Source organism: Pseudomonas sp. AL 58 (assembly GCF_036348395.1).
Taxonomy (GTDB): Bacteria; Pseudomonadota; Gammaproteobacteria; order Pseudomonadales; family Pseudomonadaceae; genus Aquipseudomonas; species Aquipseudomonas defluvii.
Window position 1 is genome coordinate 89,538 of record NZ_JAZBQR010000002.1, and the last position, 21,998, is coordinate 111,535.

The 21,998-nt window shown below is 61.2% G+C and carries 18 protein-coding genes; 7 read left to right on the forward strand and 11 right to left on the reverse strand.

Annotated features, from left to right (window positions below):
- Nucleotides 1–17: 17 nt before the first annotated feature.
- Together UIA24_RS00800 and cra are read right to left on the reverse strand one after the other, a co-directional pair.
- Nucleotides 18–794: a TatD family hydrolase gene (locus tag UIA24_RS00800; RefSeq protein ID WP_330521951.1), complete on the reverse strand. Its 777-nt coding sequence runs from the start codon at nucleotides 792–794 to the stop codon at nucleotides 18–20.
- Nucleotides 795–796: 2 nt separating this feature from the next.
- The gene (cra, locus tag UIA24_RS00805) at nucleotides 797–1,792 is read right to left on the reverse strand and encodes a catabolite repressor/activator (protein WP_330521952.1); all 996 of its coding nucleotides are present in this window, start codon (nucleotides 1,790–1,792) and stop codon (nucleotides 797–799) included.
- Between the two features lie 286 nt (nucleotides 1,793–2,078).
- Between cra and ptsP the strand changes: the two genes are divergently transcribed.
- The 3 genes from ptsP to UIA24_RS00820 are packed head-to-tail and all read left to right on the forward strand — an operon-like array spanning nucleotide 2,079 to nucleotide 7,626.
- A complete protein-coding gene (gene ptsP, locus UIA24_RS00810) occupies nucleotides 2,079–4,940 on the forward strand; it encodes a phosphoenolpyruvate--protein phosphotransferase (protein WP_330521954.1) in 2,862 nt (953 codons plus the stop codon).
- Nucleotides 4,940–5,890: a 1-phosphofructokinase gene (gene pfkB, locus UIA24_RS00815; protein ID WP_099773575.1), complete on the forward strand. Its 951-nt coding sequence runs from the start codon at nucleotides 4,940–4,942 to the stop codon at nucleotides 5,888–5,890. Before ptsP ends, pfkB begins: the two co-directional genes overlap by 1 nt.
- A 2-nt stretch (nucleotides 5,891–5,892) precedes the next feature.
- Nucleotides 5,893–7,626 (forward strand): PTS fructose-like transporter subunit IIB, encoded by a 1,734-nt coding sequence (locus UIA24_RS00820; RefSeq protein ID WP_330521955.1) that lies wholly within the window; start codon nucleotides 5,893–5,895, stop codon nucleotides 7,624–7,626.
- 6 nt (nucleotides 7,627–7,632) lie between these two features.
- On the opposite strand, the gene UIA24_RS00825 is transcribed toward UIA24_RS00820, so the two are convergent.
- From UIA24_RS00825 to UIA24_RS00845, 5 genes are all read right to left on the reverse strand, one after another.
- The gene (locus tag UIA24_RS00825) at nucleotides 7,633–8,829 is read right to left on the reverse strand and encodes an aminotransferase class V-fold PLP-dependent enzyme (protein ID WP_330521957.1); all 1,197 of its coding nucleotides are present in this window, start codon (nucleotides 8,827–8,829) and stop codon (nucleotides 7,633–7,635) included.
- 16 nt (nucleotides 8,830–8,845) lie between these two features.
- Nucleotides 8,846–9,079: a DUF3820 family protein gene (locus UIA24_RS00830; protein ID WP_083199871.1), complete on the reverse strand. Its 234-nt coding sequence runs from the start codon at nucleotides 9,077–9,079 to the stop codon at nucleotides 8,846–8,848.
- A 114-nt stretch (nucleotides 9,080–9,193) separates the two neighbouring features.
- A complete protein-coding gene (locus UIA24_RS00835; RefSeq protein ID WP_330521958.1) occupies nucleotides 9,194–10,714 on the reverse strand; it encodes a GGDEF domain-containing protein in 1,521 nt (506 codons plus the stop codon).
- 278 nt (nucleotides 10,715–10,992) lie between these two features.
- Nucleotides 10,993–12,282 carry an OprD family porin gene (locus UIA24_RS00840; RefSeq protein ID WP_442962997.1) on the reverse strand — a complete coding sequence of 430 codons (1,290 nt, stop codon included), beginning with the start codon at nucleotides 12,280–12,282 and terminating at the stop codon, nucleotides 10,993–10,995.
- A 257-nt stretch (nucleotides 12,283–12,539) separates the two neighbouring features.
- On the reverse strand, nucleotides 12,540–12,764 hold the full coding sequence (locus tag UIA24_RS00845) for a hypothetical protein (protein WP_330521960.1): 225 nt from the start codon (nucleotides 12,762–12,764) through the stop codon (nucleotides 12,540–12,542).
- Between the two features lie 291 nt (nucleotides 12,765–13,055).
- Here UIA24_RS00845 and UIA24_RS00850 point away from each other — a divergent pair, with 291 nt between their 5' ends.
- Nucleotides 13,056–14,627, forward strand: coding sequence for a methyl-accepting chemotaxis protein (locus UIA24_RS00850; protein ID WP_099773578.1), 1,572 nt, complete (start codon nucleotides 13,056–13,058; stop codon nucleotides 14,625–14,627).
- On the opposite strand, the gene UIA24_RS00855 is transcribed toward UIA24_RS00850, so the two are convergent.
- The 4 genes from UIA24_RS00855 to norR form a co-directional block, all read right to left on the reverse strand.
- Nucleotides 14,624–15,412 carry a YkgJ family cysteine cluster protein gene (locus UIA24_RS00855; RefSeq protein WP_330521961.1) on the reverse strand — a complete coding sequence of 263 codons (789 nt, stop codon included), beginning with the start codon at nucleotides 15,410–15,412 and terminating at the stop codon, nucleotides 14,624–14,626. The genes UIA24_RS00850 and UIA24_RS00855 overlap by 4 nt on opposite strands.
- Nucleotides 15,390–15,707, reverse strand: coding sequence for a hypothetical protein (locus UIA24_RS00860; protein ID WP_330521962.1), 318 nt, complete (start codon nucleotides 15,705–15,707; stop codon nucleotides 15,390–15,392). The genes UIA24_RS00855 and UIA24_RS00860 overlap by 23 nt, the downstream gene beginning before the upstream one ends.
- 78 nt (nucleotides 15,708–15,785) lie before the next feature.
- The gene (locus UIA24_RS00865; RefSeq protein WP_065758893.1) at nucleotides 15,786–16,685 is read right to left on the reverse strand and encodes a chemotaxis protein; all 900 of its coding nucleotides are present in this window, start codon (nucleotides 16,683–16,685) and stop codon (nucleotides 15,786–15,788) included.
- Between the two features lie 71 nt (nucleotides 16,686–16,756).
- The gene (gene norR / locus UIA24_RS00870) at nucleotides 16,757–18,310 is read right to left on the reverse strand and encodes a nitric oxide reductase transcriptional regulator NorR (RefSeq protein WP_330521964.1); all 1,554 of its coding nucleotides are present in this window, start codon (nucleotides 18,308–18,310) and stop codon (nucleotides 16,757–16,759) included.
- Between the two features lie 156 nt (nucleotides 18,311–18,466).
- Between norR and hmpA the strand changes: the two genes are divergently transcribed.
- The 3 genes from hmpA to cyoA all read left to right on the forward strand — a co-directional run bounded on the left by hmpA (nucleotide 18,467) and on the right by cyoA (nucleotide 21,996).
- Nucleotides 18,467–19,648 (forward strand): NO-inducible flavohemoprotein, encoded by a 1,182-nt coding sequence (gene hmpA / locus UIA24_RS00875; protein WP_065758891.1) that lies wholly within the window; start codon nucleotides 18,467–18,469, stop codon nucleotides 19,646–19,648.
- A 333-nt stretch (nucleotides 19,649–19,981) separates the two neighbouring features.
- Nucleotides 19,982–20,488: a disulfide bond formation protein B gene (locus tag UIA24_RS00880; RefSeq protein ID WP_102051875.1), complete on the forward strand. Its 507-nt coding sequence runs from the start codon at nucleotides 19,982–19,984 to the stop codon at nucleotides 20,486–20,488.
- A 560-nt stretch (nucleotides 20,489–21,048) separates the two neighbouring features.
- Nucleotides 21,049–21,996, forward strand: coding sequence for a ubiquinol oxidase subunit II (cyoA, locus tag UIA24_RS00885; protein WP_065758889.1), 948 nt, complete (start codon nucleotides 21,049–21,051; stop codon nucleotides 21,994–21,996).
- The last annotated feature ends 2 nt before the right edge of the window (nucleotides 21,997–21,998 follow it).

The window sequence follows — 21,998 nt, forward strand, 5'->3', positions numbered from 1 at the left end:
GTTCGCTGTACGAGGGGTTACCAGCCAAACAGCTCACAGGCCGTGAGGCTGCTGGCCTCGGCCAACTGCTCGGGCGCAATGCCCATCAGCTCGGCCAGCGCGGTGGCAATCTGTGGCAGGTGTTCCGGGCTGTTGCGCAGCCCGGCAAACATCACCGGTGCCATGTCCGGGGCGTCGGTTTCCAGTACCACGCTGTCCAGTGGCAAACGCGCAATGGTTTTGCGCAGGCGCAGTGCCTGTGGCCAGGTGGCCGCGCCACCCAGGCCGAGCTTGAAGCCCAGCTTGATGTACTCCCTGGCTTCTTCGTAACTGCCGGCAAACGCGTGGATTATTCCACCGCGAGCCAGCTTGTAGCGCTTGAGGGTTGCAATGACCTGAGCGTGGCTGCGCCGTACATGCAGCAGTGCTGGCAGGTTGAAGTCAGCTGCCAGCTGTAACTGGCCTTCAAACAAGGCGTGTTGCCGATCCCGGTCGAGGGTTTCCAGGTAGTAGTCCAGGCCAAACTCACCCACTGCACACAGCTGGCGCGCGCCGTGCAGGCGGTTCAGCCAGTCTTTCAGTGCCAGCAGATCCTCGGCGCGGTGCTCATCCAGGTACACCGGATGCAGGCCAAACGCGGCATACAACTGTGCGTCGCTTTGCACCAGGTCCCAGATCCGTTGCCAGTTGTCCCGATACACCCCCAGCACCACCATGCGCTCGACACCCTGGGCCCGGGCATTGGCCAGCAATGCTGTACGGTCAGCATCGAAGTCCGGAAAGTCCAGGTGCGTGTGGGTGTCGATCAGGCGCATGGTCAGGCCGCAAAGATTCGCTGTTTGAAGGTCCGGCCAATGGCATGGACACCCGGTGTGTAATCGTTTTTCTCAACCGCCGCCAAAGCCAGTTTCAGCGCCGTTTCGGCGATCAGCCCGTGTTGCTGGGCCATGGCGTTGACTGGCAGTGGCAGGAAGTCCAGCAACTGGGTGTCACCAAAGGTGCCCAGATGCACAGCACGGGAGTCGGCTGGACGGCTTTGCAGTACGTCGAACACGCCTTGCAGCAGCACGTAGGAGGTGGTCGCCAGTGCGTCGGGCAGGCGGCCCAGATCGGCCAGCAGTTCGCCCATCAGGCGGCGACCGCAGTCACGGCTGAAGGCCTCGCCCTGATAGTGGCTGATGCTGCCGGTAAAGCCTTCCAGCGCCTGATCGAAGCCACGGGTACGGGCCTGGCTGACGCTCAGTTCGGCACGCGCACCAATCAGGGCGATGTGCTTGGGCGCCGATTCCAGCAGGCTGCGGGTCAACTGCAGGCTGGCGTTCTGGTCATCACTGACCACCGAGCAGAAATGCGCGGCGTCCAGCGTACGGTCGATGGCAATGATCGGCAGGCCTTTAGCCTGCAATTGCCGATAGCTGTCGTCGTCTTCTGGCAGGCAGGTGGCGACAAACAAGGCATCACAACGGCGTGCGCGGAACAACTGCTGCAACTGCCGCTCGCTCTCGGGGTTGTCGTCGCTGCTGGCGATCAGCAACTGATAGCCCTGGGCGCGGGCGCCTTGCTCCAGCCGTTTGGCGATGCACGCGTAGGAGGGGTTTTCCAGATCAGGCAGGATGAACCCCAGGGTGCGCGTGTGTCTGCTGCGCAGGCCCGCGGCCTGTGGGTTGGGCGTGAAGCCATGTGCATCGACCACTGCACGCACCCGCTCTACAGTACTGTTACTGATGCGTTGCTGTTCGGCCTTGCCATTGATGACATAGCTGGCGGTGGTCACAGACACACCGGCCAGGCGAGCGATATCGCTGAGTTTCACCGAATTATCCTTGTTATTACCAGGTCTTGGCTGCGAAGCCTGACTGGGTAGTTTCGCCGATCTCATCGCAGTAGCGCAGACGACTATTGTCGCAGTTGCCCGACAAGATGGGGCTTCATAGATCGCAGATTATCGAGTAACGTGATCGTCATTATAGATTAAACGTTTCAGCTGGCGCTTTTTCTGCCCTGCTAGCCACCGGCGCCAAGGCCAGACCTCTGAGGACTGTGCTGAAATATCCACAACAATACCTCGGCGCCCACCTGGCGCTGCAAAGGAGAGGGTCATGCTCGAGCTCACCGTAGAGCAGATATCCATGGGCCAGACGGCTGTGGATAAACCGGCCGCACTGCAACTGTTGGCGGACCTGCTGGTCGCTGACGGGTTGGTCGCCGAAGGTTACCTGGCCGGGTTGCAGGCCCGCGAGACACAAGGCTCGACCTTTCTTGGCCAGGGCATCGCCATTCCCCACGGCACTCCACAGACCCGCGACCTGGTGCATACCACCGGCGTGCGGCTGTTGCAGTTTCCCGAAGGCGTGGACTGGGGCGACGGTCAGAAGGTTTACCTGGCCATTGGCATCGCCGCCAAATCCGATGAGCACCTGCGGCTGCTGCAACTGCTGACCCGGGCCTTGGGTGAAACCGACCTGGGTGAGGCGCTGCGCCGTGCCTCCTCTGCCGAAGCACTGTTGAAATTGCTGCAGGGCGCACCGCAAGCGTTGGCGCTGGATGCCCAACTGATCGGCCTTGGCGTGCCGTCGGAAGATTTCGAGGAACTGGTCTGGCGCGGTGCACGCCTGCTGCGGCGTGCCGAATGCGTGGGGAACGGCTTTGCGGCAGTGCTCCAGCAAGTCGAGGCCTTGCCGCTGGGCGATGGGCTTTGGTGGTTGCACAGCGAGCAGACGGTGCGGCAACCGGGCCTGGCGTTCGTAACCCCGGCACAACCGCTGCGTTACCTGGGCCAGCCCTTGAACGGGTTGTTCTGTCTGGCCAGCCTGGGCGAAGCCCATCAGGCGCTGCTCGAACGTTTATGCACACTGCTGATCGAAGGCCGTGGCCAGGAACTGTTCCGCGCCACCAGCAGCCGCACGGTATTGGAAGTATTGGGTGGCGAAGTGCCGGTCGACTGGCCTAGCGCACGCATTACCCTGGCCAATGCCCATGGCCTGCACGCGCGCCCGGCCAAGATCCTTGCGCAGTTGGCCAAGGCCTTTGAGGGCGAAATTCGTCTGCGCTTGCCGGAAACCGGCCAGGCTGCCGTCTCGGCGAAGAGCTTGAGCAAGCTGCTTAGCCTGGGCGCTCACCGTGGGCAGGTGCTGGAATTCATCGCCGAGCCAAGCATTGCGGCTGACGCGTTGCCGGCCTTGCTGGCCGCAGTGGAAGAGGGGCTGGGCGAGGAGATCGAGCCGTTGCCGACTCTTGCGCCCGAGCCTGTGGTTGCCGAGGTGATACAACCGCTGGTTCAGGCCCCGGTGGCAGGTGCGTTGATTCAAGGGGTGGCGGCCGCCCCTGGAATCGCCAGCGGCCCGGCGCATGTGCAGGTGTTGCGCGAATTCGACTATCCACTGCGCGGTGAATCACCTGCTGTGGAGCGCGAGCGATTGCAGCAGGCGCTCGCGGCCGTACGTGACGATATCGACGGGGTGATCAAGCGCAGCCAGGCCAAGGCGATCCGTGAAATCTTCATCACCCACCTGGAAATGCTCGACGATCCCGAACTGGGCGATGAGGTTGAACAGCGTCTGCGCCAGGGTGAAAGCGCCGAAGCCGCGTGGATGGCAGTAATCGATGGCGCAGCCCGTCAGCAGGAAGCCCTGCACGATGCCCTGCTCGCTGAACGTGCCGCCGACCTGCGCGACGTCGGTCGCCGGGTGCTGGCGCAGTTGTGTGGCGAGGCCGATGTAGCCTTGCCGGACGCACCTTATGTGCTGGTCATGGAAGAGGTTGGGCCTTCCGATGTCGCCCGGCTTGACCCGGCCCGTGTTGCCGGCATTCTTACCGCCCGCGGGGGCGCTACCGCGCACAGCGCCATTGTTGCCCGTGCGCTTGGCATTCCTGCGGTGGTGGGGGCGGGGGCGTCAGTGTTGTTGATTGCCCAAGGCACGCCGTTGCTGCTCGACGGCCAGCGCGGACGTTTGCATGTGGCGCCCGAGCCTGCGCTGTTGCAGCGCTCCCTGGCCGAGCGTGATCGTCGTGAACAGCGTTTGCAGGCCGCCCGTGCGCGTCGTCTGGAACCGGCGCACACCCTGGATGGGCACGCGATCGAAGTCTTTGCCAACATCGGTGAAAGCGCGGGTATCGCGGCGGTGGTCGACCACGGAGCCGAAGGCATCGGCTTGCTGCGCACTGAGCTGATTTTCATGGCCCACCAGAGCGCTCCCGATGAAGCGACTCAGGAGGCGGAGTACCGCAAGGTGCTCGATGGTCTCGACGGGCGGCCACTGGTGGTGCGAACCCTTGATGTCGGGGGGGACAAACCGTTGCCCTACTGGCCGATCGAACAGGAAGAAAACCCGTTCCTCGGTGTACGCGGTATTCGCCTGACACTACAGCGGCCACAGATCATGGAGAGCCAGTTGCGGGCCCTGTTGCGCGCTGCCGACAACCGCCCGCTGCGGATCATGTTTCCGATGGTCGGGCAGTTGGAGGAGTGGCGCGAAGCGCGGGCGATGGTCGAGCGCCTGCGTCAGGAAATCGAGGTCAGCGACCTGCAGGTAGGGATCATGATCGAAGTGCCTTCGGCGGCCATACTGGCGCCGGTGCTGGCCCGCGAAGTGGACTTCTTCAGCGTCGGCACCAATGACCTGACCCAGTACACCCTGGCCATTGACCGTGGTCACCCGACGCTTTCCGCCCAGGCCGATGGCCTGCACCCTGCGGTACTGCACTTGATCGACACGACGGTGCGTGCGGCCCATGCCCACGGCAAGTGGGTCGGGGTATGCGGCGAACTGGCGGCCGACCCACAGGCGGTGCCAATCCTGCTGGGCCTTGGGGTGGATGAACTGAGCGTGGCGGCGCGCAGCATCGCCGAGGTCAAGGCTCAGGTACGTGAACTGAATTATGAACACACCCGGCAGTTGGCGCGTGACGCGTTGGCTCAGGGTAGCGCCGCCGATGTGCGGGCGCTGGTGGAGATACTCTGATGGCCAAGATCCTGACGCTGACCCTAAACCCGGCACTGGACCTCACCGTTACGCTGGAGCACTTGCAGCCGGGCACCGTCAACCGCAGCAAAGGCCTGCAGGCTCATGCCGCTGGCAAAGGGCTCAACGTGGCTCAGGTGCTGGCCGACCTGGGGCACCAGGTGACAGTAAGCGGTTTTCTGGGGGCGGATAACCTTCAACCGTTTGAGGCGCTGATGGTACAGCGTGGCTTTGTTGACGGCTTCATTCGTGTTCCGGGGCAGACCCGTAGCAATATCAAGCTGGTCGAAGGCACAGGGCGGGTGACGGACATCAATGGCCCGGGGCCGGAGGTCAACGAATCGGCCTTTGTGGCGCTGTTGGAGCGTCTTGAGCACATCGCACCGGGGCATGACGCCGTGGTCGTGGCCGGTAGCCTGCCGCCTGGCGTCACCGTGCAGTGGTTTGCACAACTGCTTGCCCGCCTCAAGGCCTTGGGGCTGAAGGTGGCGCTGGACACCAGTGGCGAGGCCTTGCGGGCCGGCCTTGCCAGCATGCCGTGGTTGGTCAAGCCCAATACCGACGAACTGGCTGAAGTGCTGGAAACGCCGCTGCACAGTTTTACCGAGCAGCACGCCGCAGCGCGCCGTTTGCTGGACCTGGGCATTGAGGAAGTGGTGATTTCTCAAGGGGCCGAGGGCGTTACCTGGTTCAACGCCCAGGCCACCTTGCACGCCTCGCCGCCCCGCGTGAAGGTCGCCAGTACCGTGGGTGCCGGTGATTCGTTGTTGGCGGGCATGGTCCACGGGCTGCTGACTGGCGACGACGCCAAGACCACCTTGCGGCGGGCAACTGCCATTGCGGCCATGGCCGTGAGCCAGATCGGCTTTGGCATTACCGACCCACAGTACCTCGTGCAGTTGCAGCGTGAGATCCGTATCCACACCCCGGCAGCAGAACAAGAGGGTTGAACATGAAACTGGCGATTGTCACGGCTTGTCCCAACGCCATGGTCTCCAGCGTGCTCAGTGCACGCTTGTTGGAGGCTGCGGCCCGCCGCCAGGGCTATGGCACCAGCGTCGAAGTTCACGACCCGGCACACCCTGAGCGGCAACTGCAGGCGGCGGATATCGAAGCGGCTGACTGGGTTCTGGTGGTCAGCAGCGGCCCGCTGGACCTGCAACGGTTTGCCGGCAAGCGGTTGTTCCGCAGCACCCCATCGCAAGCGCTGCAGGATGTCGATCATTTCTTGCGCGAGGCGGCCCAGAAGGCCGAGGTTTATCAGCCGGTGGTCGAGGCTGCGGCGCCCGTCGTACAGGGCAAACGCATTGTCGCCATCACCGCCTGCCCGACCGGTGTGGCTCACACCTTTATGGCCGCCGAGGCGTTACAGCAGGCCGCGCAGCAACTGGGTTACCAGCTTGAAGTGGAAACCCAGGGTTCAGTCGGCGCCCGCACACCGCTCAGCGCCCAGGCGATTGCCGACGCGGATGTGGTGTTGCTGGCCGCCGATATCGAAGTGGCCACCGAGCGTTTTGCCGGCAAGCGGATCTACCGCTGCGGCACCGGCATTGCCCTGAAACAGGCGCGCGCTACCCTGGATAAAGCGTTGGCCGAAGGCAAGCAGGAGTCGGCGTCGGCTGCCGGGCAGGCTGCACCGGCCAAAGGTGAGAAGACCGGTATCTACAAGCACCTGCTGACCGGTGTTTCGTTCATGTTGCCGATGGTGGTGGCAGGTGGTTTGCTGATCGCCCTGTCCTTTGTTTTCGGTATCGAGGCGTTCAAACAGCCAGGCACGTTACCTGCGGCGCTGATGCAGATCGGTGGTGAGGCGGCCTTCAAGCTGATGGTGCCGTTGCTGGCCGGCTACATCGCCTACTCGATTGCCGACCGCCCAGGCCTTGCGCCGGGCATGATTGGCGGCTTGCTGGCCAGCACCCTGGGTGCCGGGTTCATTGGCGGTATCGTCGCCGGTTTTCTCGCCGGGTACAGCGCCAAGGCCATCAACCGCTGGGCGCGACTGCCCAGCAGCCTGGAAGCGCTCAAGCCGATCCTGATCATTCCGTTGCTGGCCAGCCTGTTCACGGGCCTGGTGATGATCTATGTGGTCGGCCAGCCGGTGGCGCAGATGCTCGCGGGGCTGACCCATTTCCTCGACAGCATGGGCACCACCAATGCCATTCTCCTCGGCATCCTGCTGGGCGGGATGATGTGCGTTGACCTTGGCGGGCCGATCAACAAGGCTGCGTATGCGTTTTCCGTGGGGCTGTTGGCCTCGCAGAGTTATGCACCGATGGCTGCGACCATGGCGGCGGGTATGGTGCCGCCGATCGGGCTGGGTATTGCCAGTTTTATCGCACGGCGCAAGTTTGCCCAGAGTGAGCGAGAAGCGGGCAAGGCCGCCTTGGTGCTGGGGCTGTGCTTCATTTCCGAAGGCGCAATTCCGTTTGCGGCCAAAGACCCGCTGCGGGTGATTCCCGCCAGCATTGCCGGCGGGGCGTTGACCGGTGCCTTGTCGATGTACTTCGGTTGCAAGCTGATGGCACCCCATGGCGGGCTGTTCGTGCTATTGATCCCGAACGCCATCAACCACGCGCTGCTCTACCTGTTGGCGATTCTCGCCGGTAGCCTGTTGACCGCCGTGTTGTACGCGCTGCTCAAGCGCAGCGACGTTGCCGAGTTGGCGGTCGAGCCGGTCAAGGCCTGAGGGGGCTCAGGCCAGTTCGTGCAGGGCGCGGACCAGCGCCTGGATATCGTCCGGTGTTGTCGTGAAGCCGGGCGTCACCCGAATGCACGGTCCGCAGGCTGAGCCATCGCGGGCCACGGTGAACAGGTTGTGCTCGTCCAGCAGGCGCCGAACCATGGCCGGCTGGTCAGGCTGGCGGGTAAAGCGCAATGAGGTGATGCCGCAGTACAGGCGCGGATCGTCCGGGGTCAGCACTTCGATACCGGGCAATGCGCGCACCTGCTCAACCCAAAGGTCACGCAGGTAACTCAGGCGTGCCCCTTTTACGCTGGCGCCACCCATGGCCCGGTGCTCTTCAAATACAGTCGGCAAGGTCATCCAGGCAGGAATGTTCGGCGTGCCGTACGGCGCCCGTGAGCGGATGTCATCCCGTTGGTAGCTTGCCTCGCTCATGTCCGGGTCGATGGCCTGCAGGCGTTCTTCGGCGATGTACAACACACCCAGGCTCAGCGGCGCGCCGATCCACTTCTGCAGGTTGAAGGCGGCGAAGTCGATGCCTAACTGATCCAGTCTGAAGTCCACCAACCCCAGGGCATGGGCACCGTCGAGCATGACCTCGACACCGTGTGCTCGGGCACAGGCGGCAATGGCCTGCACCGGCATCACCAACCCGGTGCGGTGTGTCACGTAGGTCAGGGCCATCAGCTTGAGTCGAGGGTAGCGCTCGAACGCCTGGCGGTAACTGTCGAGCAGGTTGTCGAAAGTGGCCGGGTGCGGATGACGGATTTCGATCACTTCTACACCACGGTGGTGCGCCAGCCAGCGCATGGCGCGCTGCACGCTGTCGTATTCCAGGTCGCTGATCAGTACCTGATCGCCTGGGCGCAGGCCGTTGTAGTTGCGGATCAGCGACAGCATCGATGCCGATGCGCTTTGCGTCAGGGCCACCGTGTGTGCTGGAACCTGCAACAGCTCAGCCAGGGCGGCGTGGATCTGCAGGGTGCCGACCTGATCGAACTGCTGACGCACCGGCAGTGAATTGCCTCGGTTGATCGCCATGATATGCGCTTGGTAGCGCTCGGCGACCGTGCGAGTCATGCGACCGAAGTAACCGTACTCAAGGTTGATCGGCCCAGGCTCGATGTCGTAGCGCGAGGCAACGTTTTGCCAGTAGCCCTCGTCGCGGGCCAGAAGGGAGGGCTCAGACTGGGGCAGGTGCTTCATGCGCAGGCTCGCTTTGTCAGGGGCGGGGGCGTGGGTGTTTTTTACGCAGGGGAACGAGCAAGTCCGACAGACCGTTGTGGTCGACCTCATGCATCAGCGCCAGCAGGCTGCCCAACTCGCCCTTTGGAAAGCCTTCACGGGCGAACCAGTTCAGGTACTGGCCGGGCAGGTCGGCGATCAAGCGGCCTTTGTACTTGCCGAAAGGCATTTCGCGGGTGACCAGCAGTTCAAGGGCTTCGGGGTTCATTATGCGGCAACAACCTGTGACGTCGAGGGCACGACGATACAGGCATTCGACAGGTGCGCCAAAGGACAGATTCCGTCGAAAAACAGCATACAGATTTGCCCCCGGCGGGCGCTGAGGCTAGACGACCTGATTGCGGCCGTTGTGCTTGGCTTGGTATAGCGCCTCATCGGCAGCCCTCAACAGCGCGTCGAGGCTGTGCTGCGGGCAGTCTGGCGCGTGGGTGGCAACGCCGATACTGACGGTTACCGGCTGCACATCGTTGGCGTACGGTGGTTGTATTTCGATCTGGCGGCGCAGGTTCTCGGCCAGTTGATGGGCGCCCTGCGTATCGGTTTCCGGCAGGATAATCAGAAACTCTTCGCCGCCATAACGGGCGGCAAGGTCTGCTGGCCGACGGATGCAGCGCTGGATGGTTGCGGCCACTTTGCGCAGTGCCTGATCGCCGCCCTGATGGCCGTGCCGCTCGTTGAAGGCCTTGAAGCGGTCTACGTCCACCATCAGCACCGACAAGGGGCGTGCGTTGCGCTTGGCCCTGGCCCATTCCTGGCGCAGCACCTGGTCCAGGCGCCGCCGATTCGGCAGGTTGGTCAGGCTGTCGGTGGCGGCGAGGGTGGCCAGGCCTTGTTCGGCATCCTGGCGGCGGCGCAGCTCGCGACCCAGCAACAGCGTGAGCCAGAGAATGCCGAGGCACAGCACACCTGTTGCGGCACCCACCACCAGTGCGGTTCGCAGCCACGATGCGAATACTTCTTCACTGGACAGGGCCACGACCACCATCAATGGCAGGTCGGTGACCCGGGAAAAGGTGAACAGACGTTCTTTGCCATCCAGTGACGAGACAGCGCTAAAGCTGCCTTTGCCTGCTTGCATGGCGCGTTGGAAGTTCGGCTCCTGACTGAAGTCCTTGCCCACCAACTGGCGGTTGTCCACCGCAGAGTGCCGGGCGAGCAGTACGCCGTTGGTATTGATCAGGTTGATGCTGCCTTCCTGGCCGATGTCAAGGCGCTGGAACAGCTCGTTGAAGTACGACAGGCGCAATGCACCGGCAGCGACGCCAGCAAATCCGCCATGAATGTCCGAGATCCTGCGGCTGAAGCCAATGCACCAGTCCAGGTCGCCAAGCCGTGCCTTGAACGGTTGGCTGATCAGCAGGCCCAGGCCAGGGTTTGCCCGGTGATCCTGGAATACCTTGCTGTCGGCAAAGTTGGCACTGCGTGGGGTCGTGCTGTTGGAGTCAGCGATTACATCGCCATTACTGTCGAGCCAAAGGATGTCGCCGCGCAATGGCACACTGAAGGCCTGGTTGAACAGCACCTGGTGGCGCAGTTCAGGCGGGATCGTCAACAGCTCCGGGCGCTGTGCCGCCCAGATCAGGCCCCGCAAGGACAGGTTGTAGAGTTCCACGTTGCGCACAATGTCGGTGTCGATCAACTGCACGATGTTGCGTGCCGAGCGAACGGCGGCCTGCTCGACGTTCGCACGTTCGCGCATCAACAGGAACGTGACGATAGCAACGATCGCCAGAACCGTCAGGCAACTGCCCAGGTTAAGAACCAGTTCCGGATGGCTTCGGTACAGGGCAGAGCGTTGAGGCCGGGTGCGCGAAGTCATGGTTGCCAGTGTTTGACCGTAGGTCATGAGCAAGAGGGAGTGCACGGAGGGTGCGCGGCGGCGTATTTTAGGGGTGTGTGTATTGTCGGACAAGATCTAAGGTTATGCATGTCGCTACCTTGTCAGGTTCAACAGATGAACGGCGGGTGCCTTTTGGTGCGTAGGTCTCTGCAGGTGCAGGTGGTGCCTGCGATACGGGCGCTGTGTACGTGCTGGCGCCCGAACGCTCCCATCGCAGGCAAGCCTGCTCCAACAAGGCTATTGCAGCCCCGAAGGCATGACTGGCTCGCCTGCGATGCCGCAGGTTAGAAAATGTTTAGCGGATACTCGACGATCACACGGTATTCATCGACGTTGTTATCCACCTGCGAATAGCCCTGGCTACCCCGGTGGGCGGCCCAGCGCAGCAGGACGGAAAGGTCCTTGAGGTTGCCTTCCTGGAACACGTACTGCAGGTCGATGTCGCGTTCCCAGTGCTGCGCGTTCTTGCCATCGGGGTTGTACCAGGTTTCGCCGTAGCCTGCGCTGTTCGGGTCGACTTTGGTCAGGTCCAACTCGCCGCGTGAGTAGGACACCACCGAAGTCAGGCCGGGTACGTCAAGGCCCGCGAAGTCATACGCGTACTTGAGCTTCCAGGAGCGCTCGTTGGGGCCGTTGAAGTCCGAGTAGATCTGCGAGTTGTCCAGGTAGATGCTGTCGCCCTGGGTGATGTAGTCGAACGGGGTGTTGCCGTTGACGCGCTGATACACCGCGGTGATCGCATGAAAACCGATACCGACGGTGAAGTGCAGGCTGTAGGTGTTGTTGTCGATGTTGCCCAGCAGCGCATCGCCCGTGTCCTGGGTGTGATAGAAATGCACGCCCGGGTTGAGGCTGACCAGATCGTTCACCTGATAGGTGTAGTCGAGGTCGGCATAGTACTGGTTCCAGATGTCCTTGAGTTCCGCGGCATACAGGCTGGCGGTGAGGTTCGGAATCGAACTCCAGGCTACCCCGGCCCAGTTCAGGTGGCGGCTTTCGCGGTCGTCTGGCAGTTCGCCATAAGAGGTGCCGATGCGGCTGTGCCCGCTTTGGTTGTAGAGCTTGGTGAAGCTGGCCTGGCCGGCGTCGAACATCAGGCCGTCGAGGCTGTTGTTGGTCAGGCTGACCCCGCGAAAGGTCTGCGGCAACATGCGGCTTTCGCCCCCGGCGATCACCGGGTTGTTCAGGAACAGGTCACCGGCTTTGAGCTCGGTGTCGAAGGCCTTGAGCTTGAGCGCCGCCCCTGCGGTCGAGAAGGAATCCGGAGCCTTGCCGTACTCGTAACCTTCTTTGCTGGTACTGCTGACCGGCAGGATGCTGGAGTTACCGGTACCGCCACCACCATCGAGCTTCAGGCCGAGCATGGCATGCGCATCAAGGCCGAAGCCGAGTAGGCCTTGCGTGTAGCCCGACTCAAACTTGCCAATGAAGCCCTGGCCCCACTCCTTGTTATCGCGCTGGCCTTGCGAGAGCTGGTTGCGATTCATGTAGTAGTTACGGCTAAGCAATTTGAGGCTGGAGCCTTCGATGAAACCTTCAGCGGGTTCGTCGTCTGCTTGGGCAGTGAAAGGCATCGTTGCAGCCAGTGCAACGAATAGTGGTGTGAATCGTAAAGCAATGCTCACCGTGGTTAACTCCTTGGGTGAAGGTGTGGCTGTTTTTTATTGTGCGAAACAACGATCGTCAGGGGGTAAGGACGATCAAACTCAGGCACTTTTTACCGCGCCAAAAAAAGCCGCTGATCAGCAGCGGCTTTAGACGAAAACCGCACCGGTGAATGCATCACCGGTGCGGTTTTCGGGGGGAGAGCAGAGGGGGCGCTGGGCGCCTGTCAGCTGTCGCTACGGTCACTCGCCGAAACCTTGGACGCTGCGTTTTTCTGGGTTTCCAAGCGGTCTTTACCCTGTTCTGCAATCGCGTGGCGAGCGTTGTCGAGTGCGGCGGCGCGGGCGGCATTCTGAGCCACGAACGCTTGCGACTCTTCGGCCATTACGACCGGCGACAACAACAAAGAAGACAGAACAAAAACGCTGGCAATACCCATACTGTTGGACATTTCGACAAACCTTCTTGCAGAGCAAGTGCTAGTTAGGTGTACATAAATTAGTCGGAAATGTTCGAATGAAACAGAGAGTATTCGGATAAGAACTGTTGCATTTTCGGTAAAAATGGCTGAGGCGCGTGTCTGTCCTGGGCGATGTGACTGATCAGTCTGTGAGCATCTTTCGGCTGACAACGCGAGTATGGCCATTTGCCAATATCCTGCTCCAAGTCAATGTTTCAGAAAAAAAACACCTTAGAGTCGAACGCCCTGCCGATTTTCTGCCAACAATAATGAGCGCCCACAATGAAGAGCAATCTGCCTGTGACTGGCCGCAATATGGATTATCCCGGCGATGCCAACATCCTCTCTACCACCGACCTTACCAGCGCGATTACCTACGCCAATGATGACTTTGTCAGCGTCAGCGGTTTTAGTCGCGAAGAGCTTATAGGGCAGCACCATAACCTCGTGCGCCACCCGGACATGCCACCGTTGGCCTTCGAGCAGATGTGGCAGACGCTCAAGCGCGGGCGTTCGTGGATGGGGCTGGTGAAGAATCGTTGCAAGAGTGGTGATCATTACTGGGTCAGTGCGTTTGTGACACCGATCACCAGCCAGGGGCAGACGGTTGAGTACCAGTCGGTACGCACCAAACCGGCAGCTGCGCATGTCGAGGCCGCCGAGCGATTGTATGCCCAGTTGCGCAGTGGTCGCACCAGCTGGTTGCAGCGCCTGCCTGTGCCGGGGCTGGAGTGGCAGTTATGGGGCGGCATGAGCCTGGCATTTACCGTGGCAATGGCCGCGCACTGGCTGCTGCCACTGTCGGATCTACTGACCCTGGCGCTGAGCTTTGCACTGAGTGCTGCCGTGGTATTTCCCCTCTTACGGCCCTTTGAACGCTTGCGACGCCGTGCCAAGGCAGTTGCGGACAACCCATTGAGCCAGCAGCTGTATACCGGTCGCCGGGATGGCGTCGGGCAAATCGAGTTTGCCATGCTGATGCTGGAGTCTCAGGTGGGCGCTGTGGTTGGGCGCATTGGCGACACGTCCAAGCGCTTGGCCGTGGAAGCGGCTGAGCTGGCCAGCCACCTGCACAGCAGTCACAACAGTACGCTGGGCCAGCAAAGTGAAACGGATCAGGTGGCTACTGCCATCCACCAGATGGCGGCCAGTGTGGCTCAGGTCGCCAGCAGTGCTCAGCAGGCCTCACAGGCGGCGGACCAGGCTGAAGATGAAACCCAGAGCGGGCAGCAACTGGTTGACCAGAGCCAGAATGCGATTTTGCAGTTGGCCCGTGAGCTGGAAGTTGCCACGGAAGTTATCCACAACCTGGAGAGCCACAGCAGTGAGATTTCCAGTGTGCTGGATGTCATTCGCAGCATTGCCGAGCAGACCAACCTGCTGGCCTTGAACGCCGCCATCGAAGCGGCTCGGGCAGGGGACCAGGGGCGCGGCTTTGCCGTGGTGGCTGACGAAGTGCGCGGCTTGGCGAAGCGCACCGCCCAATCGACTCAGGAAATTCAACGCATGATCGGTGTGTTGCAAAGCGGTGCGCGCAATGCCGTGCTGGCGATGCAACAGAGCAGTACCTATGTCGGTAACAGCGTTGAGCAGGCACAGCGTGCTGCCAGTGCGCTTGATGGCATCAGCCAGCGGGTTACCCAGATCAATGAAATGAGCCTGCAGATTGCGGCGGCGGTCGAAGAGCAAAGCAGTGTCAGTGAAGACATCAACCGCAACATCACCAGCATTCGCCAAGCCAGCGAAGTCACGGTCAGTGCCGGGCAGCGCGGCCACCTGAACTCCAGCAATGTTGCCGAGCTGGCCGAGGGCTTGCGGCAACTGGCTGACGAATTCTGGCGCCGCCGCAGTTAAACGGCCTGAAGTGGAATAAAGCTGTAGTAGGTCGCCGGTTCGCTGGTGACCTGCGCACCCAGCGTTCGCAGTTGCTCGGCCAATAGCGGATCGGTCACGTGCAGGCGCCAAGCGCTGCCGGTATCGGCAGAGGCCTCGACGTCACGGATCGCACTCGCCATGGCCTCGACGGTCGGCAGGTAGGCAGTGAAACCGTTGCCCTTGACGGCGCTGACATCAATGCCCAGGTGTTGGCAGATCGCAACTTTGGCGCGGATATCTTCGCGGTCAGCCTGACGCGATTGCTCGATCAGTGCTGCCAGTTCCGGGTCCTGGAGCTGGTCGCGGTGAATCAACAGCGGCCCATCCTGCCAGGCTTCGGGTGGGCAATCCTTGGCCTCGGGGCGCAGCGGAATGTGCGGGTTTATTTCCATTGGGTAGATGCGGCACACCAGTGGCCGTTCCGTGTAGATGCGGCAGCGGTAATCCGCATCCAGGTTGCGGCAGGGGCCGACGTTATACGCCGCAAAGGTCACCGCCAGGTGGATCTGGCTCGCGCCGCACGCCACCGGAAAACTGCGGCGCAAGGCATGCTCGCGCTGGCCGTCGGGCAGCCCTGGGCCTTGCTCGAAAAACGCTTCGAGCAAGACAATCAGTTGGCCGCCGGATGCGCTCCAGCGCCCGGCTTCGGCCAGGGTCAGGGGCACATGATGATCGGTACAGCATTTGCCGCAGCCAACGCAATTGAACGGGGTGGAAAGAGACACGGTAGTGGGCTTCTTCTTAGCGGACGGGTGTGACGGCATCCCACTCGGTCACGTGGGCAGTACGGGTTTCACGGTGGTACAGGCACAGCTCGGTACCGGCCTTGTTCTTCATGTGCGCAGGCTTGTAGTGCCCCTGCAAGAGGATCGCCGTGTAACCCACGCTGTCATCGAACAAGGCACTCTGCTTGAGCGGCTTGACTGCGGTGAGTTGGCTGGCGGCTACGCAGGTGGCCAATGCCTGGTGTTGCGCGTCGGCCCAGGCTGCATCGCTGGAGGCGCTCGCCTGGGTGAGAGGCAAGGCCAACAGGCACAGGGTCATTACGGCGTTTCTCATGGTGCGCGCCTCGTGGGCAGTGACGGTTGCTTGCGATTATGCCTCAGACCGACTGCCCGACAAGTGAGCACAATGCCTTCACTGGCCGAAGTCGGCCACCGTACGTGCAGCATGGATCAGGCAGTCGGTCAGCTCCGGTGAGGAAAACTTGGTCAGTACGGCATTGGCTCCGGCGGCCTTGGCTTTCTCGCTGTTCATGGCGCTGTCCAGCGAGGTGTGCAGGAGCACGTAGAGGTGCTGGAAGTCCGGCGTTTCGCGCAGGGTGCGGGTAAAGGCGTAGCCATCCATTTCGGACATCTCGATGTCCGAGACCACCACATTGATCTCCTGATCAGTGCCTTGCAGCTCCAGCAGTTTGTCGATGGCTTCCTTGGCGCTGCGGGCGGTGTGGCACTCGATACCCAGGTTGCGCAAGGTGTGTACCGACTGCTGCAGGGCCACCTGGCTGTCGTCGACCACCAGAATATTGGCAGCGCCAAGCACCGCAGCGTCTTCTGGAGCCAGCTCGATATGGGTGTGATCGTGAGGCGCAGGGGTAATGCCGTGAATCACTTTTTCGATGTCCAGCACTTGTACCAGCGTACCGTCGACCTGGGTTACCCCGGTAATGAACGACTTGCCGCCCGAGGCGAAGGGTGGCGGGCGAATGTCGGTACTCAGGCAGTGAACGATCTTGCTCACGGCTTGTACGTGCAGGCCCTGTTTTGAACGGCTGATATCCGTAACGATCAGGCAGCCCCCGTCCGGGTCGAGCAAGGGGCGCTCGCCGATGGCGCGGGACAGGTCGATCACCGACAGCGAGTTGCCGCGCAAGGTGGCGACGCCTTTGACATGCGGGTGGGACTCAGGCAACCGGGTCAGCGGTGGGCAGGCGATAATCTCGCTGACCTTGAGCAGGTTGATGGCCATCAGCTTGCCGCTGCGCAGGGTGAACAACAGCAGCGACAGCGAGTCCGCACGGGCTTTTTGCGAGACCATAGGCACCTTCAAGGTTTAAGAACAGGGTGAGATGTCGGGTTATCGGCCCGGCATCGGCTGGCTTTAATGCGTCAGCGTAGACCGAGGCGCTTGGCCAGGCGATTGAGGTTGGCCCGATCCAGGCCCAGCTCGCGTGCGGCACTCGCCCAGTTGTGTTGATGGCGTTCCAGGCTGGCTTTGATCAGGTCGCGCTGGTAGGTGTCCAGCGCCAGGCGCAGGTCGCCGACCACCGTCGCACTGGCAGGGCTTGCAGTGTTGCTGACCGATGCTGCCTCACTGTGGGGTGCCGGCAAGTCGAGGTCGCTGGCGCTCAGGCTGAGAATTTTCGGTCGTTCCGGGTGTTGTCCAAGGGCCTTGAGTGCCGAGCGGCCAATCAAGTGCTCCAGCTCGCGGACATTGCCTGGCCAGTTATAGGCCAGCAGTGCGGCCTGGGCGTCGGGGGTCAGGCGCAGGCTGTTCAGGCCCATGCGGGAGCGGTTCTGTTCAAGGAAGTAGCCGCTGATCAGCAGCACATCGCGCCCACGCTCGCGCAGCGGCGGCACCTGCAGTGGGTAGACGCTCAGGCGATGATAGAAGTCGGCGCGGTAGCGACCGGCGCGCACCTCTTCGGAGAGGTCGCGGTTGGTGGCGGCAATCAGGCGCACATCCACCCGATGATCCTGATCCGAACCCAGCCGTTGCAACTGGCCGCTTTGCAGCACGCGCAACAATTTGGCTTGCACCTGCAGGGATAGCTCGCCCACCTCATCGAGAAACAGCGTACCGCCGTTGGCCAGCTCGAACTTGCCGCGGCGTTCACCCACCGCGCCGGTAAAGGCCCCGCGTACATGGCCGAACAATTCGCTTTCCACCAGGGTGTCGGGCAGGGCGGCGCAGTTCAGGCTCACCAGCGGCTTGTCGGCGCGTGCCGAGGCTGCATGAATGGCCTGGGCCACTAACTCTTTGCCGACCCCGGTTTCGCCGGTGATCAACACAGTCAGGTCGCTGCCGCCTACCAAGGCGATCTCTTCAAGCAGACGTTTGTGCGGCTTGCTCTGGCCGATCAACTCCCGCTCCTGAAAACCACTGGCCTCGCGGTAGAGTTCGGCCCGTTGGTGTTCGTCCTCTATGCGCAGGGCCAGGCGCTCGATCCGTTCGGCCACCTTGACCGTTGCGGCGGCCAGGCTGGCGAAGGCTTGCAGGGCATCAAGCTCAATCTGCTGAAAGCGTTCCGGGGCGAGTGCGTCCAGGGTAATCAGCCCCCAAGGCTGTTCATCAACGAACAGCGGACAGCCCATGCAGTCGTGTACTTCAAGGTGCTGGTGCAGGCCTTCGACCAGGCCGTCATAAGGGTCGGGCAGGTCGCTGTCGCTGGCAAAGCGTGTGGGTTCGTGACGGCTTAGCAACACCTGAAAACGCGGGTGCTCGCTGATTTTGAAGCGCCGCCCCAGGGTGTCGGTACTCAAGCCGTCGACCGCCAATGGCACGAGCCATTCGCCCTCGCGTTTCAGCAAGGCCGCAGCGTCGCATGGCAACAGGGTTCGCATGGCCTCCAGCAGGCGTCGATAGCGTTCGCGTTCCGGCAGCTCGCGGGACAGGTCGCTAACCAGTGGCAGCAGGGCGGTGAGCAGGGGCTTTGCGGTCATAATGACTCCTGTTGGTCGAAATGACTATAAAACAGATCGGGTCATAATGACTCTATATTTTTTAAGTTATTGATTTTATTGAATTTTAAACTTGGCACGGTTCCTGAATTACTCATGGCAGTTTTTTACAGAAGCCATAGGCTCAGGAGTCCCCTTATGCTCAATGCCCAAGACCGTGCAATCATCAAAGCAACCGTGCCGCTGCTGGAAAGCGGTGGTGAAGCGCTGACCACGCACTTCTACAAGCTCATGCTCAGCGAGTACCCCGAGGTGCGTCCGCTGTTCAACCAGGCTCACCAAGCCAGCGGTGACCAGCCACGTGCATTGGCCAATGGCGTACTGATGTATGCGCGGCATATCGACCAGCTCGAGCAACTGGGGGGGCTGGTCGGGCAGATTATCAATAAGCATGTGGCCTTGCAGATCCTGCCAGAGCACTACCCGATCGTCGGTAGCTGCCTGCTGCGCGCCATTGAAGAAGTGTTGGGCAGTGAAATTGCCACCCCTGAAGTCATTGCCGCCTGGGGGGCAGCCTATCAACAACTGGCCGACATCCTGATCGGCGCCGAAGCCCAGGTTTATGACCAGAAAGCCGAAGCCGTCGGTGGCTGGCGTGGTGCGCGGGTGTTCAAGCTGGCTGCGCGGGTGGAGGAGAGCAGCGAGATCGTTTCCTTCTACTTCGCGCCTGAAGATGGCGGTGCGATTCTGGCGGCAGAGCCGGGTCAGTACATCGGCCTGCAGCTGTTCATCGACGGCGAAGAGCATCGTCGCAACTACTCGCTGTCGGCATTGAGCAAGGGCGGCCAATACCGCATCAGTGTCAAGCGTGAGGAGGGCGGTAAAGTCTCCAACTACCTGCATGAGCAACTGCAGGTGGGCGATACCCTGAACCTGTTCCCGCCGTCGGGCGAGTTCACCTTGGCTGCCAGCGACAAGCCGCTGGTGCTGATCAGTGGTGGCGTAGGCATCACGCCGACGCTGGCGATGGTGGAGGCAGCGCTTTCCACGGGCCGCTTGATTCACTTTATCCACTGCGCCCGTAACGGTGCAGTGCATGCCTTCCGTGGCTGGATCGATGACCTGGCGGCGACGCATCCGCAGTTCAAGCGCTTCTACTGCTACGCCGAAGACGATGGCGCCAGCCCGGCTGCCGATGCCGTGGGGCTGTTGACCCTCGACCAGTTGGATCAGTGGCTGCCGGCTGAGCGTGACCTGGATGCCTACTTCCTCGGGCCCAAGGGCTTCATGGCGACCGTCAAGCGTCACCTGAAAGGCCTGGGTGTGCCGGAGCAGCAGAGCCGTTATGAGTTCTTCGGGCCGGCTGCAGCGCTGGAATAACCCTCCACAATCCCCAACAAGGCCGACTCCTGCCTGGAGCCGGCCTTGTTGGCGGTTCAATACGCTGCGCCGCAGCGGAAAAAGCTCGATGTGTAAAAACCTTTAAAGGTTAATCCTGCATTAATCAGCTTATCCTTCACTGCCTGATGTCTATCACGCATGCCTCCTTTCCGATACGTTCCGTTGCCCCGAGGTAACGCTCGGTGATCGGCCGAGCCGCGATGGCCGATGCGGGGCGCGAATTTTGCACATTCAAAGGCCAGAGCCAGCGTGTAGACTTTCGTGTGGCGGTCGGCCGCCAGCGGAGTCATTTATCTATTAAAGGGAACGGCAATGAATGAACACGTACAGCGCCTGAATCGAGAGCGGCGCTTTCTGGTTCTGCTGGGGATAATCTGCCTGGCGTTGATCGGAGGCGCACTGTATATGCAGATCGTCCTCGGTGAGGCACCGTGCCCGCTGTGCATCCTGCAGCGGTACGCGTTGCTGCTGATTGCCCTGTTTGCCTTCATCGGTGCGGCCATGCCCGGTAAGCGCAGCCTGACGGTCTTCGAGATACTGGTAGTACTGAGCGCCATAGGCGGCATCGCCGCTGCGGGCAACCATGTCTATATTCTGGCCAACCCGGCCGTCAGTTGTGGTATCGACACCCTGCAACCGATCGTCGACGGGTTGCCGCTGGCTTCGGTTCTGCCGCTGGTGTTTCAGGTCGATGGCTTTTGCTCCACGCCCTACCCGCCGGTACTGGGTTTGTCGCTGGCGCAATGGGCGCTGCTGGCCTTTACCCTGACGGCTGTTCTGGTACCGCTGGGCATCTACCGCAACCGTCGCCAGCCTTAGACAAAAGTCACGCGCCGGGCAAGTGCGCTGCGACATCCGGTGCGCCTTGAATGTCGCAGCAGCATTGATCTGGATCAAGTCGCAGCCCTTGTAGTGCGGGCCTTTCAGGCGTACTGGGAGGGGTGCGACAAACTGTCGCAAAATTGATTTTGAACGATTTATTGTTGCAGTTTCTGTAAAGGACTGTTGCGCAATAAGTCATAGTCAATGCCAGGTTACATATCTACAATCGCCCCCAATTTCCGTTCGGCACCGCTTGCGAGTCGCAGGATTAAAGGAGCTAAGGCTCTTTTCGCTGACTCTGTCGAGCATCGCCAGCGGCGATGCCGGGCTGACCCCCCTCCGTGATTTCCCGCACCAAATGGACTTGGTCTGAAGACAGGCCCGTTGCCTACGAAGTCAAAATAATAACCGTCGTTATATAGGGTTTTGCTGAGTCGCCACAGCGCTCCTCCATGCATGCCCCTATTCGATCCCGTAAATGCTAACGCTTGGCAGGACGAAGTGTTGGCGACCAAAACACAAATTGCATTGAAGCAAGCTGCTCTAGAGGTCGTGAAATGAGTAAAAAGCGTTACCCCAGACTGTTTGGCATTCTGCCCTTTTTAGGCATGCTTTTTCTCAGTGGGTGCAATTGGACCCTGCTCGACCCGAAGGGTCAGGTCGGCATTGAGCAAAAGAACCTTATCCTGATCGCTACCGGCCTGATGCTGTTGGTGGTGATTCCGGTCATCCTGATGACCATCGCATTCGCCTGGAAGTACCGTGCTTCCAACAAGGCGGCCAACTACACGCCTGACTGGTCGCACTCGACCAAGATCGAAGTGGCGGTCTGGACCATCCCGGTACTGATCATCATTGCGCTGGGCTATGTCACCTACAAGACCACCCACTCGCTGGATCCGTATCGCCCTCTGGACTCCGAGGTCAAGCCGGTACAGATCGACGTGGTCGCGCTGGACTGGAAATGGCTGTTCATCTACCCGGAACAAGGCATTGCCACGGTCAACAAGATCGTCTTCCCGGCCAACACCCCGGTTAACTTCCGCGTGACCTCCGATGCGGTCATGAACTCGTTCTTCATCCCGGGCCTGGGCGGTCAGATCTACGCCATGGCCGGTATGACCACCAAGCTGCACCTGATCGCCAACGAGAAGGGTGAGTTCGACGGTATCTCCGCCAACTACAGCGGTGCGGGTTTCACCGGTATGAAGTTCAAGGCAATTGCCACCTCTCAGGCTGATTTCGACGCCTGGGTAAACGAAGTCAAGCAGTCGCCTAAGCAGCTGGAAGCAGCTGAGTACGAGGCTCTGGCCAAACCAAGCGAAAACAATCCGGTTGCGCTGTACGGCGCTGCACCGGCTGACTTCTTCCAGACCATCGTCGACAAGTACGAAGGCATGAAACGTGGCAAGCCTGTGCACCACGAGAAGGAAGCCAGCAAGGAAGTAGCCGCTGTGCAAGAGGTGGACACGAGTATGCATTCAGCTGCTGGGGCAGAGGAGTAAGA